The following is a 15,723-nucleotide window of genomic DNA, read 5'->3' on the forward strand; positions in this document are numbered from 1 at the left end:
CCAAGTTGAAATAGGGGCTTTCTTAAGCTATAGTGTGTAATGGACATCGTTCGATCATTTTTGCTTATCTTTGTGAAAGTATACATGGAGATATGCATGAACGCATCGTATACTTTCATGATGTCAAAAAGGCTTCGACGAGACACGGATGTACATCCGTGAAACGCTTCGCATAAAGCCTTTTTCGGTTCGACGTATGCTAAAAACATATGCATAGAATATACATGCGGGAAACGAGGATCGGGAGGAAGAGAGATGTCTGAAGCCTATGCCGTGGTTTTGGCGGCCGGTCAAGGTACGCGGATGAAATCAAAACGGCACAAAGTGTTGCATCCCGTTTGTGGCAAACCGATGGTCCGGCACGTGTTGGACAGTCTGCAGCAGGCGGGTATCCAAAGAACGCTTGTGGTGATTGGGAGTCTGGCCGAACAGGTGCGGGAAGAACTTGGCGAACAAGTGGAATTTGTTTACCAAAACGAGCAACTGGGAACCGGACATGCTGTCATGCAAGCGATCCCCCAGCTTTCAGGATTTGAAGGAACCACACTGGTGTGTTACGGAGATACCCCTTTGATTTCAGCAGAAACGATTCGAGCGATGCTTTCGACTCATCGGGAAAAAGGTGCCGCAGCGACCGTTTTGACTGCCATTGTTGATCAACCTTTCGGTTATGGACGAATTATACGTGATACGGACGGCAGTGTTTTGCGCATCGTTGAGGAAAAAGACGCAACGGCAGAAGAGAAAGCGGTTTCGGAAGTGAACTCAGGGACATATTGTTTTGATAATCGAGCGCTTCTGCAAGCATTGAGACAATTGGACAACAACAATGCGCAAAAGGAATATTACCTGACCGATTGTTTAAGCATTATCCGAAGCCAGGGACTTCGCGTAGAAGCATACACCGTGCAGGATTCTGATGAGATCTTGGGTGTAAACGATCGCGCCCAATTGGCCCATGTCGATGGGATTTTACGAAGACGCATCCGATTGCATCACATGAAGAATGGTGTTTCCATGGTCGATCCGGACTCTATCTATATCGACGCGGATGTAGAGATCGGTGCGGATACGGTTCTTTATCCTGGCACCTATTTGCAAAGAGGAACGAGGATCGGCTCGGGGTGTGAAATTGGCCCGAATGTGCAGATTTCGCAAAGCACAGTGGGAGACTATACAGCAATCAAGCAGGCGGTTCTCGATAGCGCTACGATCGGCAACCATGTGACCATGGGCCCCTTCACCTATATCCGCCCGGGTACAAAGATTGAAGATGGCGTGAAAGTCGGGGATTTTGTCGAAATTAAGAATTCGGTCATCGGTAAAGGAAGTAAAGTTCCACATCTCGCATATGTAGGGGATGCGGATATTGGCTGCCATACGAATATCGGCTGTGGCGTGATCACCGTTAATTACGATGGCGTGAAGAAACATCGCACGGTTGTAGGCGATCACAGTTTCATCGGCAGCAATTCCAATCTCGTTGCGCCTGTAACCGTAGGTGACCACGCGTATGTGGCCGCAGGTTCGACGATTACCGATTCCGTTCCGGACGGTGCTTTGGCGATCGCCCGAGAGCGACAGGTGACTAAAGAAGGATATCAAGCGAAATTAGAGGCCCGTTTGAAAGAACGGAGCCTGAAAAAGTGAGGAGTTCAGTACATGGGATATCGTGATAAGAAGCTGAAAGTTTTTACCTGTAACGCTAATCCGCAACTGGCTCAAGAAATTGCAAAAGCATTGGATATTGAATTGGGCATTTCCCACGTGACCCGCTTTTCCGATGGAGAGATACGCGTGAAACTTGAGGAAAGCGTACGTGGTTGCGATGTGTTTGTGATTCAGCCTACTTCTGCGCCTTGTAATGAACATTTGATGGAATTGTTGATCATGGTGGATGCGTTGAAGCGTGCGTCAGCCGGCACAATCAATGTAGTTATCCCATATTATGGATATGCGCGCCAAGACCGAAAAGCTCGGGCGCGGGATCCGATTACGGCAAAGTTGGTGGCAAACTTAATTCAGACAGCGGGCGCCCATCGTGTGATTACCATGGATCTCCACGCTGGACAAATCCAAGGCTTCTTCGATATCCCTGTGGATCATTTGATCGCAGAACCGATTCTCGCTTCTTATTTCGAGGAGAAGAATTTGGAAGATATCGTTGTCGTTTCTCCCGATATGGGTGGCGTGACGCGGGCAAGGGGAATGGCAGAGCGTTTAGGAGCGCCGATAGCCATTATTGATAAACGCCGTCCCGAACCGAACGTCGCGGAAGTCATGAACATTATCGGTTCGATTGAAGGCAAGACTGCCATCATGATTGATGATATCATCGATACGGCGGGGACGATTACTCTAGGGGCCAAGGCACTGATCGAACGGGGAGCCAAAGCCGTCTATGCGTGTTGTACGCATCCCGTCTTTTCCGGCCCGGCCATCCAACGCTTGGAAGATTCGGTCATCCGCGAAGTGGTCGTGACGAATTCCATCTACCTTCCTGAAGAGAAAAGAAGTTCGAAGATCGTAGTACGTTCTGTTGCGAACCTGATCGCGCAGGCGATCGAACGCATTCATAATGAAGAATCCGTAAGCACATTGTTTGACTGATCGAAACAAGCGGGGGACGACCCCGCTTTTTCTACAAGAATCTACGATGTCGATTTTTGTATGGAGTGATTCCTGTGAAAGTAACGAAAGCGATTATTCCGGCGGCCGGTCTGGGAACGCGCTTTCTCCCCGCCACCAAAGCGATGCCGAAAGAAATGCTTCCCCTGATCGATAAGCCTGTGATCCAATGGATTATCGAGGAAGCGGTGCATTCAGGCATCGAGGATATCCTGATCGTTACCGGGCGGCATAAACGGGCGATCGAAGATCATTTTGACAAATCGTTCGAATTGGAAGTGATATTGGAACGGGCAGGCCAACACGAGCTATTGCGTCAGGTGCGAGACATCTCTGACATGGTGAACGTTCACTACATCAGGCAGAAAGAGCCGCTCGGTTTAGGCCATGCGATCTCTTGTGCGCGCACATTTGTGGGGAACGAACCCTTTGCAGTGATGCTCGGGGATATTGTGGTCGATCATGAAGTCCCTTGTCTGCAACAATTGATCGACGTGTATGAGCAAACGCAAAGCAACGTGTTGGCGGTGCTTCCCGTCGAATGGTCTGATGTGCACAAGTATGGAATCATCGATGGAGAAACGCTTGCCACCAACCGTTACCGCGTACGCGATTTGGTGGAAAAACCGAAGTCCAATCCCCCGTCCAATCTTGCGATCGCGGGCAGATATATACTCAATCCGGAGATTTTCTCCATTCTTCAGAATCTATCCCCAGGCATCGGAGGAGAGATCCAATTGACCGACGGTTTGCGTGAACTGAACCGCATGCAAGAGATTATCGCTTACATGTTCGAAGGCAAGTTGTATGATGTCGGAAGCAAAAGCGGTTATCTCGAAGCGACGGTCGATTTCGCATTAAAAAGGGAGGATTTGCGCGAGGGGTTCTTACGGCACTTGTGCAAAGCAGTAAAAGAACATTTGCTATGATAGTTTCCCGCCAAGTTGGATAACCTGATACTGTGATGGAAGAATAGGAGGTTATCCACGTATGGAGCGAATCATTTTACAAGCGGGCTTGCGAACAGCACTCACAAAAGGGGAACGCAATCAGATTCGCCGTGAAGGGGGAGTACCTGCGATCCTGTACGGTAAGTCGGTCGAACCGACCCCCATCTATATCACTCCAGAAGCGTTTAAAAAGCTGGCTCATCACAACGGTTATGGACTTGTCGAGCTACAGGTCGACGGGAAAGGCACCTATTCGGCGATGGTTCATAAGATTGAACGCGAGCCTGTCAGTAAGCGGGTTTTACATATCGATTTTCATGCGGTTCAAATGAATGAACCTGTGGACGTGGATGTGCCGATCATCCTCGTCGGTTTGGAGCAGGTGGAAAAGCGCGGAGGGATCGTGCAACAACAAGTGCGTGAAGTGATGGTGCGAGCCTTGCCCGCGGACGTACCCGAACATGTGTCAGCGGATATCAGTTCTCTGGAAATCGGCCAGGCATTGCTTGTCGGCCAATTGCCGATTCCCGAACGTTGTGAACTCAAATCGGATCCGGATCAAGTGGTTCTTTCCGTAATCGAACCGAAGAACGCCCCCCCGGAACTGGAAATCGAACCGAAAGAACCTGAACTCGTGCATGATACGGAAGGAAAAGGCGAAGAAGCTTATGTATAATCATGTGCCCATTACATGAATAGCCATTTGAGGATGTAGGGGACGGGACAACTCTCGCTTAGGTAAGAGGGGATCCTTGTGTACTCACATCCTTTTTTCTTGAAATGAGATGGAGACAGAAAGGGAAGTGTCATGACCCAGACGATTGGATCATTTCGATGGCATACGGATTGACGGAAGCCTTGAACAAAGTTATATTGAACGATGATTGTGAGGCTACCTTGAAAACTAGTGCTTGGGTGGATGTATCGCTTTGCGCTTGGGTTCTTTAGGCCATTTGCTTTGCGCTCATGCTCCGTGAAGGTCGTCTCGCGCATGGAATTATAATCAAATGTTGCGAGACGACCTTCAAGGTCGCTATTACGCGCAAAGCATATGGCCTCTTGAACGGTTTAAGGAAGCGGAACGACCTTCAACTCACCTCTGCGCTGCAAAGCGATACGATCCACCCAAAAGTCACTCTGTTGCTTATGGCAGCTTCAAATCTCTCTTCCTGCACAAAAAACTTTTCATCCTCTGATGGCGCAGCTTGCGGCATGGAGGGCTACCTGTAAATTTGAACGGGATGGGGATGGATCATGAAAATATTCGTTGGTTTAGGGAATCCGGGGAAGGAGTACGAGGGCACGCGCCACAACATCGGCTTCGATGTGATCGATCAAGCAGCGAAGACTTTCGGGATCGATGTTACGAAAAATAAGTTTCAGGCACTCTATGGGGAAGGGATCGATCGCGGGGAGAAAATCGTGCTTGTGAGGCCGATGACTTACATGAATTTGAGCGGGCAATCCGTGCGTGCCTTGGTGGATTGGTATAAGCCGTCTATTGAAGATCTCATCATCCTGTATGATGACATGGATTTTCCACCCGGTTCGCTGCGTCTGCGCGTGAAAGGAAGTGCGGGAGGACATAATGGCATCAAATCGATCATTTCTCATTTGGGAACCCAAGAATTTTATCGTATCCGCATCGGCATTGGCCGCCCGGCACCGGGGCGAGATGTAATCAATCATGTCCTGTCCCGTTTCACCAGTGAAGAACGTCCGTTGATGGAAGAAGCCGTGAAGCGGGCGGTTGAAGCGATGGCATGTATCTTGACAGACGGGTTTGAAAAGGCGATGAATCAGTTTAATAAATGAGCATGCGCCACATCCACCTAAGCACGAAATTTCAAGTTTTTAAAGAAATCCCTCTAACAAACTGCAAGTGGTTTCAAAGTGATTCAAGGTATGGTTTTCCTATTCCGCGGTCATACTACTCATGTAATTGTTGACGCGCTTCCGATCGAGCATGTTCAAAAGAGGGGGATGACCTTGCAAATCATCTATTATTGCCGCCATTGTCATTCTTATATCGGCCAAGTGGACGGGAACCGCGTGGATGACAGGAGACTGGGCTTTCATTCCTTGACGCCGGAAGAGCATGCCGATATAATTAGCTATAATAAAGTGGAGAATCGTGCCTATGTGAAGACCGTCTGCGACTTTTGCCAACAGGCACTGGAGCAGCATCCCGAGTTAATGTTGCTTGAGAATCCACTGCAGTAAAGTCTACTCACGAATATATGCCTTGGTCGTTGTGGCTAAGGCTTTTTTGCTCTTGCGGAGGGGATGTTCATTGTCATTGCAATCGTTATTACAGGTCATCGAGTCAGACCCTCATTTTCTTTCGCTGAAGAAAGGGTTTGAGCAAGGATTCCACGAACAAATGGTAACCGGTTTGACCGGGTCCGCGAAACACCTGTATATGGCGGGATTGCGGGCCTCTTTGGCACGCCCTTTTTTGATCATCACATCCTCGATGCAACAGTCCCAGCAGGTATATGACGACCTCGTAGAACTGTTGCCGCGGGATTCCATATATCTATTTGGAGAACGGGAAACGGCTATCCTCGATGTGATGGCATATTCCCCCGAACAGGCTTCCGCTCGTCTCGGTGTTTTACAAGCGCTTATAGAGGGCAAAGCTGACGTGGTCATCGCGCCGCTCGCCGCATTGCACCAGCCGTTACTGCCGAGACAGGTGTTTGCCCAAGCGGCCTTGACGCTCGAAGTAGGTCAGGAAATCCAACTGGAATCGTTGATTTCCCATCTCGTCTATCTCGGGTATGAGAGAGTCGATATGGTCGAATCCAAAGGAGAATTTTCCGTTCGCGGGGGGATTATTGATTTATTCCCTATCACGAAAGATGAAGCGGTGAGAATCGAACTTTTTGATGTTGAGATCGATTCCATACGCACGTTTGATCCTAACACCCAGCGTTCCAATGAAAAACTGCAAACGATTACCTTATGGCCGATCCGAGAAGTGATTGCTAGCCCGGAACGCATTGAAGCGTGTGGTGCCGCACTCGCTGCACGATTGAAAGATCATCAAGCGAAAATCACAGACGAAACACTAAAAGAACGTCTCGATCAGTATGTCGGATCAGACGTGGAGAAAATGGGAGCGGGGGTCAATTTTCCCGGCTTGCTGCGTTACGTGCATCTCCTCTATCCTTCCAATCCTACCCTGATCGATTATCTTCCCGCCGATACGCTCTATGTATTTGACGAGCCCGGACGTCTGCGCGAAGAGGTAAAGCGTATCGAGAGAGAAGAGGCGGAAATGGAGACGGCCGCTTTGGAACATGGGGAAATCTTACCGGGTATCCTGCCTCGAGTGGATCGCAATGCCCTCTTTGTCGACAAGACGAAAGACCGCTTATTCATGTCATTGTTTATGAGACAGATTCCTGGTATATCTACCCAGAATATTGTGAATGTTTCCTCCAAAGCGATGCAAAACTTTCATGGGCAAATGAATGTCCTCAAATCGGAGATTGAGCGGTGGGAGAAAACCGGATACCGGGTACTATTCCTCGCGGCTAACCGAGAGCGCGCGGATCGGTTGGAACGTGTGCTTAGCGACTATGAGATGCAGGTGGATATCATTGAAGATATCCGATCGCTCGGCATACGTCCGGCCATTTTTCTCGGGAATTTGACATCCGGCTTTGAATTGCCAGATCTGAAATTGGCGATCGTGACGGAAGCGGAAGTGTTTACGAACAAGCAGCGTAAAGCAAGGCGTATCAAGACGATCTCTGACGCGCAGAAAATTAAAAGTTATCAAGATTTACGCGTAGGCGACTATGTGGTACACGTCAATCACGGAATCGGAAAATACATGGGCATCGAAACGCTCGTGATCGACGGGATTCACAAAGATTATCTCAACATCAAATATGCGGGCAACGACAAGCTGTATGTGCCGGTCGAACAGATCGACCAGGTGCAAAAATATATCGGCGGGGAAGAGAAGGAGCCAAAACTCTATTCGCTCGGGGGAAACGAGTGGGCGCGCGTCAAAAGCCGCGTGGCGAACTCCGTCAAAGATATCGCGGAAGAGTTGATCAAGCTGTATGCGAAGCGCCAAGCGGCACCCGGATATAGTTTTTCTCCCGATACGCAATGGCAGCGCGATTTTGAAGCGATGTTTCCCTATGAAGAGACGCCCGACCAACTTCGCGCCATTGCGGAAATCAAGAAGGATATGGAAATGGGCCGTCCGATGGATCGCCTTCTTTGTGGCGACGTGGGGTACGGAAAAACGGAAGTGGCCATACGCGCGGCTTTCAAAGCGGTGATGGACGGAAAGCAAGTGGCTGTACTCGTTCCCACGACGATTCTCGCCCAGCAACATTATGAGACGTTTAAAGAACGCTGCGCCGGTTTTCCTGTCAGAGTCGAGGTCGTGTCCCGTTTTCGCACGAAGGCCCAGGTGAAGGAAGTACTACAGGGATTAAAGGATGGCACTGTCGATATCGTGATTGGTACACATCGCCTGCTGCACAAAGGCGTACAGTTCAAAGACTTAGGGTTATTGATCGTCGATGAGGAGCAACGTTTCGGAGTTTCCCACAAAGAAAAAATCAAACAATTGAAAACGAACGTGGATTGCCTGACATTGACGGCGACGCCGATCCCCCGAACCCTGCATATGTCGATGCTGGGAATCCGCGATCTGTCGGTGATCGAGACACCACCGGAAAATCGGTTTCCCGTGCAAACGTTCGTTGTCGAATACAGTCCGAGTCTCGTGCGCGAAGCGATCGAACGCGAACTGGGGCGTGGCGGACAAGTATATTTCCTGTTTAACAGGGTACGCGAGATCGATCAAATGGCAGAACGCATCCGCATGCTCGTACCTGAAGCGAGGGTTGTCGTCGGTCACGGCAAGATGAGCGAGGAAGAATTGGAACGGGTCATGCTGGAATTCCTCGAAGGAGAAGCGGACGTTTTGGTATCGACGACGATCATCGAGACGGGGATCGATATTCCGAATGTCAATACGCTCATTGTTTACGATGCCGACCGTCTGGGCTTGTCCCAATTGTATCAGTTGCGCGGTCGTGTCGGGCGCTCCAACCGCATCGCCTATGCATATTTCACGTATCAGAGGGACAAGGTGCTGACGGAGGTCGCGGAAAAACGGCTTCAAGCCATCAAAGAATTCACGGAGCTTGGTAGCGGCTTTAAAATCGCTATGCGTGACCTGGCGATCCGCGGAGCCGGGAACCTGCTCGGCGCGGAACAGCACGGATTTATCGCATCGGTCGGGTTTGATCTATATTCCGATATGCTCGCCCAAGCGATCCGCGAGTTGAAAGGCGAAGTGGAAGAAGAAAAAGTCGATCCGACAGTGGAATTGTCTGTGGATGCCTATATTCCGAGCGATTTCATCACAGATTCCATGCAGAAGATCGAAATTTACAAGAAGTTTGTAGCTGCCAAGACGCTGCAAGATGTTACCGATCTGGAAGAGGAGATCGAAGACCGTTTCGGGGATCTGCCGCAGGAAGTGCGCAATCTGTTGGCGGTGACAAGAATCAAGGCGTACGCGATCCAATACGATTTCACTTCCATTACGCAGCAAGGCCATGATGTGATCCTTAAGTTGTCAGAGCGGCAAAACCAGCGTATCCACGGGGAGAAGTTGTTCTCTCTCAGTCAAAAATTTCCGAACCGCATGAATCTGATGGCAGGGCAACACATCACGATTACATTGCGTGTGAAAGGACTTAAAGGTACAGAAATTCTCAGCCTCATTGAGAAATTCATGGAAGAATACAAGATCGTACCGAAGGGTGAGGAGGTCGTTTCTAATGTTTAAGAAACGAAAAATGATCCCTCTGGCCTCCTTGTTTCTCGCTTTGATACTCGTACTCAGCCTCTTTGTTTGGATGGGGAGATCAGGAACGAGCCAGTCGGTTGTAGCGACCTACAAAGGCGGAGAAATCACGCGGGACGAGTTCGAGAAACAATTCAATTTTCAGCGGAAATTGCTCGTTCCGACGTACCCGGATACGGATGAGGCGAAGCGTGAATTTCTACAGGAATATATCTTGCTAAGAAAAATCATCCTGCCGCAAGCCAAAGCGGCAGGAGTCAAGATCGATACGAGCAAAATCAACGGCCTTGTGCAACAGTATAAAGATCAGGTCACGCAACTGGTTTATCAAGGCGATAAAAACGCTTTTGAGGCGAAGCTGAAAGAATACCATATCACCGATAACGATATTCGAACATTGGCGGAAGACGACCTGTATCTGCAAGGCTACCAGGATCTCAAAGCCAATGAATTAAAGCCGACAGATGCTGATTTGAAAAAATTCTACGAGGATCATCCGGTGAATTTTTCGACCGCCGACGTTTACCATATCCTCGTTAAAAGTGAAGAAGAAGCGAAAAAGGTGAAAGCGAGGCTGCTTGCAGGCGAGGACTTTGCCAAAGTGGCGAAAGAAGTATCGATCGACCCGAGCGCCAAGGATAACGGCGGGCATCTGGGGAATGCTGCTCTATCGAACTACGTGCCCGAATTTGCCGATGCGGCCTTGAAACTCCCGATCGGTCAGCTCTCCGATCCGGTAAAAACGCAATACGGATACCATATCATCAAGGTAATGAAAAGGGATATACAGCCCTTCGAGAAGATGAAACAACAGGTGCGCATTTTATATATCGACAACCAGAAGAAAGCGGTTTGGGACAAGATCATGGCACAAGCCAAGGAACAAGCGAATATCAAGATTCAATTATAAGCGCAGGTCGCCAGATATGGCGGCTTTTTCTTTGCAATGAATAATTACTCTTTGTGGGCACACACTACTAACACTCTTCGAGGAGCTTCCAAATGTGTAACACACAGGAATGGCGCCAATAACTACCATTGTTAAAAAAGACGCAAATGGACAAGATAATGGCAACCAAAGAAGAGATGTCTCCCCTCCTTAGCCCATGGAAATTCATTACACCAAAGAAAGAGAGGTCGAAGTCTCTACATGAAAGCTACAGGTATCGTACGAAGAATTGATGATCTTGGCCGTGTCGTGATTCCGAAAGAGATTCGTCGCACGCTTCGAATTCGTGAAGGAGACCCGTTGGAGATTTTCGTCGACCGTGATGGGGAAGTCATTCTCAAGAAATATTCCCCCATTGGTGAACTCGGTGATTTTGCAAAAGAGTATGCGGATTCATTGGCGGAAAGTTTAGGGCATATTGCGATCATCACAGATCGCGACGTCGTGATCGCCGTATCGGGCGCATCCAAAAAGGAATTCTTGGACAAGCCGATCGGTGCCGATGTCGAAAAATCGATGGAAGAACGTAAGACGATCGTGAATACGACACCTGGAGATTATCAAATAATACGTGATCGTACAGAGCGTTTCACCTCTCGAGTGATTGCACCGATTATTGCTGCGGGTGACCCGATTGGCGCCGTTCTTCTACTTTCTCGCGAAGATCAAGTGAAAATGGGCGATCTGGAAACCAAGGTGGCCGAAACAGCGGCTGGATTCCTCGCGAAACAGATGGAACAGTAGTCGGTTTTCAAAAAAAGGAATTATTGATCTAGTTTTATATACGGGTACATAGAGGCAGGCGATGAGCTTGCCTCTTTTTTGGGCTTTTTTCATGGACATGCGCATACCATAAGTGTGAATATAAAGGCCAAGACCTATGGTATAATGTGGACACCGAAGAGGAGGGGCGGGGGGATGAGCGAACGGAACCTGTTCATACGTGGAGCCTTTATACTCGCTTTGGCAGGAATGATTTCCAAAGTGCTGGGATCGGTGTACACGATCTTTTTACAGAATATTATAGGCGATCACGGTCTAGGACTCTATCAAATGGCTTATCCGATCTATTCGACACTCTTACTCCTATCCACAGCCGGTTTTCCAATAGCGGTTTCGAAATTTGTTGCGGAACATATCGCCATTGGGGATTACCGAGGGGCGAAAAATGTATTTCGCGTATCTGCAATTTTACTGATGGTAACCGGGATCGTGTTTTTTGTCTTACTGTTTTTCGGTGCGCCATTGTTCGCCTCTTTTTTTGGCGATGAAGCATCTGCCTATGCAATCCGAGCCATTGCGCCAGCGCTCCTTGTCGTTCCTGTCATGAGCGCGATTCGAGGATATTTTCAAGGTTGGCAGGAGATGAATCCCACCGCGGTATCGCAGGTAGTGGAACAGATCGTGCGTGTAGCCACGATTCTTGTTGCTGCCACTCTGCTGCTGCCGTACGGGTCGGAATATGCTGCGGCAGGGGCGGCTTTTGGCGCGGTGACCGGAGCCATCGCTTCGTTTCTCGTCTTGTTATGGTTTATTTGGAAACGGAGAGAGTTTTTCCGCCATGATGCGAGAATGCAAAACCGCGTGAAACCGAAATCGACTTGGGAGATCGTCAAACAATTGTGCTGGTACGCGCTGCCCGTCTCTCTCGGTGCGATGGTCGTTCCTTTAATGAATAATGTGGATGTGCTCACCGTAGTAAACTTGTTGAAAGACAACGGATATACACAAAATGAGGCAACGGAGATGTTCGGCCTGTTATCGGGGCGCGCGTTCAAGCTGATGATGCTTCCCTCGACGTTTGCCACAGCGATCGGCGCAGCGGTTATGCCCGCGATCTCTGCGGGCCTCGCGCTCGGGAACAAACGGATCGTCTACAACCGTATCGAGTTGGCCATGCGGATGACGATGTTGATCGCTCTTCCCGCGTCGGTGGGATTGGCTTTACTGGCCAAGCCGATCGATATCATGCTGTTCAAAGATGCGGAAGGTGCGCGTGCGATCACTGTCATTTCGGTTGCGACGCTTGTGTCATCACTGCAGGTGACCACGTCGGCGATCCTTCAGGGAATGGGAATCGTTTATCTGCCTGTGCGAAATCTGTTGATCGGCGGATCTTTCAAATTGTTTCTCAACTTGGCGCTTGTACCGCTTTGGGGAATTGAAGGCGCGGCCATGTCTACAGTCATTTCATACTTTGTTGCCACCTTGCTCAACTTGTGGGAAGTATATCGCAGAACCGGGGTTGTTCTCGATATGAAGCTGCTCTTATGGCGCCCGATGCTGTCAACATTCTTTATGGCTGTAGCCGCTTTTTCCGTAGTGCGTCAATGTCTCCCTTATTTCATGAACGTGATGCCTGTGGAGCGGATGGCGTATGTTGGGACTGTCCTTCTGGCGATCACTGCGGCTGGGGTCGTTTATGGATTCTCGTTGCTTGTGACGGGCAGTTTAACAAAAGAGGATATCCGCTCCATTCCGAGGATCGGGCCTACCATCGTGCGTGTGTTTCAATGGTTGAAGTTAATTTGATGGTTACATCCAAGTTCTTCGGAATTCGGTGCCTATGCGAGACGGCATTCCGGTCGCTTCCGAGAGGCCAAGGGGTAAGTCCGCACTCGGAGCGGCCGTTCATCTTTTGATTCAGGGGAAAATGTGTAGGGACACAATCTGAGACAAATGGACAAGGGAGGGATCTTTGAATGACTTTGAACCATCGACCAATCATCCACGTGGTAGGTCTTGGCTCCGGATCGTGGTCGGACTTGCCGATCGGTACCTATGAGGTGCTCAAGCGGGTCCAGGATATTTTTTTGCGAACCACTTGGTACCCTTTAGCAAAAGATTTAGCTGAAAAAGGTATAAGTTTCCTATCATTTGATGATATTTATGAACAAGGGGAAGACTTTGCAACTGTCTATGAAACGATTGTGGACAAGCTGTTCCAGGAGGCAAAGGATAAAAGAGAGATCGTCTACGCGGTTCCCGGTCATCCGGGGGTGGCCGAAGAAACTGTGAGATTACTCTTGCAAAAGAGCTCAGAACACCAGGTCGATGTGAAAGTGGGTCCGGGACACTCTTTCCTGGATGAACTCTTTCTTCGTTTAGAGGTCGACCCTACAGAAGGGGTTTCGATTCTCAACGGGACTACGCTCTTAAGCAAACATTTGAATCCGTCCTTGCATACGTTCGTCGTGGAAGTATACTCTCGTGACCTCGCCAGTGATGTCAAATTGACATTGATGGTACACTATCCGGATGATTATCCGGTTACATTGACGCGCGCGATCGGTATCCAAGGGGAAGAAAGAGTAGAGACCATACCCTTGTACGAGATTGACCGGGTGGAGTGGATCGATCATCTGACAACGCTGTATATCCCTCCTGCAACGAACGACGCGGTGATCAACAGACAATTTTGGCGGCTGGTCGAGATCACGGAGCTTTTGCGCGGCCCGGGAGGATGTCCATGGGATCGCGAGCAGACGCATCAGTCGATTCGCAAATATGTGCTGGAAGAAGCGTATGAAGTGGCTGATGCGATTGATCGGGACGATCCGGATGATCTGTGTGAAGAACTGGGAGATCTTCTTTTGCAAGTGGCATTGCATGCACAGATAGCTGCCGAAGAGGGAATGTTTGATGCGTACGATGTCGTCAAGGGAATTAACGACAAACTCATTCGGCGACATCCGCATGTGTTTGCCAGGTCCGATGCTAAGAATGCTAAGGATGTGGAAGCGAAATGGGAGGAAATCAAGAAAAAGGAGAAACGTGAGAAACACCTGGAACAGGAGCAATCCCTTCTCGATTCGGTTCCAAGGAGCTTTCCGGCTCTGATGTCTGCTGTGAAACTGCAGAAAAAGGCTGCTTCCGTCGGTTTCGACTGGCCGGATATCAAACCCGTATACGCAAAGGTTGAAGAAGAGTGGAAGGAGCTTCGTGAGGCGCAAGATCAGGAAAACATCAAAGAGGAATTTGGCGATTTGCTGTTCGCAATCGTAAATCTTGCCCGCTTTCTCAAGATTGACCCGGAAGAGGCCCTGGCCAAAACCAATGAGAAATTCCGCAAACGGTTCGCCTTCATTGAACAGAGGGTTAGGGAACAAGGGCGCTCTTTGGAAGATGCCGATCTGGAAGAGATGGACCGGTACTGGACGGAGGCGAAACAGATCTAGTGCCGGGAACCAAAATTTATTGCGAATTTCTAAAGAAAATCGTGAGACAAGCAGGATTTCAAGGATAGTAGAACGAATAACCAACAAGGCTACATATTGACAGTGTCAATGAAAGGGGTACATTGTTTCTTATGAACAAGATGGATTTAATCAATAAGGTTGCTGAAAAAAGCGGTTTGACCAAGAAGGATGCAGAAGCAGCGATCAACTCTTTTCTTGAGTCTATCGGGGAAGCATTGGCAGAAGGGGAAAAAGTACAGTTGATTGGCTTTGGCACGTTTGAAACGCGCAAACGTTCCGCGCGCAGCGGCCGTAACCCGCAGACGGGTGAAACGATCGAAATTCCCGAATCGATTGTGCCTGCATTTAAGCCTGGAAACAAATTGAAAGAAGCTATCGCATCGAAATAAATGCGTCTTGACAAGTTTCTTAAGGTTTCCCGTCTGATCAAGAGACGGACGCTTGCGAAGGAAATTTGTGATCAAGGGCGCATCCAGATCAATGGCCGCCCAGCCAAGGCCAGCACAGAAGTGCGTGTTGATGATGTACTCACCATTACTTTCGGAACGAAAATAGTCGAAGTGAAAGTTCATGCGATCGCCGAGCATGTAAAAAAGGAACAGGCGGCAGAGATGTATACGGTTCTTTCCGAAACGAGAAAGAGCGGGAATCCCGAATGGGATGACAGCGAGGATGACGAATGAGGTCATCCTCTTTTTGTTTTCCACACAGTATGCAACTTTTTTTCTCCTTGACGCATAAATTGCAAAGAGGAACAAGTACTATCTTGTCCCTCGATCACATAAATTGTAGTGTACCTTGTACACTATGGATGCGTGGAGGAATGAAAATGGCAGAGGAACGTCAACGTGTGCCTCATAAACAGCAATATGAGCGCCATGAAGTCATGATGTTAAACCGCCAAAGCCTGCAAGTCACCGGTGTGATGAACGTGGAAAGTTTCGACTCACATGAATTTATCTTGCAAACAGCTTACGGACTACTGGCCATACGCGGAGAAAATTTGCATATCAAGACATTAAGTTTGGAAAACGGGGTCGTCGCAATCGAGGGGATGATTTACGACATGGGGTATTTTGACGAAGGGCTGTCGCCGGCAGAAAAAGCAAAGGGGTTTTTCGGAAAGCTTTTCCGCTGATCCCCCGCATT

The 15,723-nt window shown here is 49.0% G+C and carries 14 protein-coding genes; all 14 read left to right on the forward strand.

Features of this window, described 5'->3' with window-relative positions:
• Positions 1–255: 255 nt before the first annotated feature.
• Positions 256–1,650, forward strand: a complete 1,395-nt coding sequence (gene glmU, locus DNHGIG_RS08070) for a bifunctional UDP-N-acetylglucosamine diphosphorylase/glucosamine-1-phosphate N-acetyltransferase GlmU (protein ID WP_282199185.1) — start codon at positions 256–258, stop codon at positions 1,648–1,650.
• Between the two features lie 12 nt (positions 1,651–1,662).
• On the forward strand, positions 1,663–2,610 hold the full coding sequence (locus DNHGIG_RS08075) for a ribose-phosphate diphosphokinase (RefSeq protein WP_282199186.1): 948 nt from the start codon (positions 1,663–1,665) through the stop codon (positions 2,608–2,610).
• A 74-nt stretch (positions 2,611–2,684) separates the two neighbouring features.
• On the forward strand, positions 2,685–3,557 hold the full coding sequence (gene galU, locus DNHGIG_RS08080) for a UTP--glucose-1-phosphate uridylyltransferase GalU (protein ID WP_282199187.1): 873 nt from the start codon (positions 2,685–2,687) through the stop codon (positions 3,555–3,557).
• Between the two features lie 61 nt (positions 3,558–3,618).
• Positions 3,619–4,254, forward strand: coding sequence for a 50S ribosomal protein L25 (locus tag DNHGIG_RS08085; RefSeq protein ID WP_282199188.1), 636 nt, complete (start codon positions 3,619–3,621; stop codon positions 4,252–4,254).
• A 578-nt stretch (positions 4,255–4,832) separates the two neighbouring features.
• Entirely contained in the window at positions 4,833–5,393 is a 561-nt protein-coding gene (gene pth / locus DNHGIG_RS08090) for an aminoacyl-tRNA hydrolase (RefSeq protein ID WP_282199189.1), read from the forward strand.
• Positions 5,394–5,567: 174 nt separating this feature from the next.
• Entirely contained in the window at positions 5,568–5,801 is a 234-nt protein-coding gene (locus DNHGIG_RS08095; protein WP_282199190.1) for an anti-sigma-F factor Fin, read from the forward strand.
• 76 nt (positions 5,802–5,877) lie between these two features.
• The gene (mfd, locus tag DNHGIG_RS08100) at positions 5,878–9,408 is read left to right on the forward strand and encodes a transcription-repair coupling factor (protein WP_282201385.1); all 3,531 of its coding nucleotides are present in this window, start codon (positions 5,878–5,880) and stop codon (positions 9,406–9,408) included.
• Positions 9,401–10,336 (forward strand): peptidylprolyl isomerase, encoded by a 936-nt coding sequence (locus DNHGIG_RS08105; protein ID WP_282199191.1) that lies wholly within the window; start codon positions 9,401–9,403, stop codon positions 10,334–10,336. Before mfd ends, DNHGIG_RS08105 begins: the two co-directional genes overlap by 8 nt.
• A gap of 240 nt (positions 10,337–10,576) precedes the next feature.
• Complete coding sequence (gene spoVT / locus DNHGIG_RS08110; RefSeq protein ID WP_282199192.1) at positions 10,577–11,119, forward strand: stage V sporulation protein T; 543 nt, start codon at positions 10,577–10,579, stop codon at positions 11,117–11,119.
• A 174-nt stretch (positions 11,120–11,293) separates the two neighbouring features.
• Positions 11,294–12,907: a putative polysaccharide biosynthesis protein gene (locus DNHGIG_RS08115; protein ID WP_282199193.1), complete on the forward strand. Its 1,614-nt coding sequence runs from the start codon at positions 11,294–11,296 to the stop codon at positions 12,905–12,907.
• A gap of 170 nt (positions 12,908–13,077) precedes the next feature.
• Positions 13,078–14,553 (forward strand): bifunctional methyltransferase/pyrophosphohydrolase YabN, encoded by a 1,476-nt coding sequence (yabN, locus tag DNHGIG_RS08120; protein ID WP_282199194.1) that lies wholly within the window; start codon positions 13,078–13,080, stop codon positions 14,551–14,553.
• 131 nt (positions 14,554–14,684) lie between these two features.
• Positions 14,685–14,963, forward strand: a complete 279-nt coding sequence (gene hbs / locus DNHGIG_RS08125) for a non-specific DNA-binding protein Hbs (RefSeq protein WP_282199195.1) — start codon at positions 14,685–14,687, stop codon at positions 14,961–14,963.
• Entirely contained in the window at positions 14,964–15,257 is a 294-nt protein-coding gene (locus tag DNHGIG_RS08130; protein WP_282199196.1) for an RNA-binding S4 domain-containing protein, read from the forward strand.
• 146 nt (positions 15,258–15,403) lie between these two features.
• The gene (gene yabP, locus DNHGIG_RS08135; protein WP_282199197.1) at positions 15,404–15,712 is read left to right on the forward strand and encodes a sporulation protein YabP; all 309 of its coding nucleotides are present in this window, start codon (positions 15,404–15,406) and stop codon (positions 15,710–15,712) included.
• Positions 15,713–15,723 lie beyond the last annotated feature (11 nt).

Origin of the sequence: Collibacillus ludicampi (assembly GCF_023705585.1) — a bacterium.
GTDB classification, from domain to species: Bacteria; Bacillota; Bacilli; order Tumebacillales; family BOQE01; genus Collibacillus; species Collibacillus ludicampi.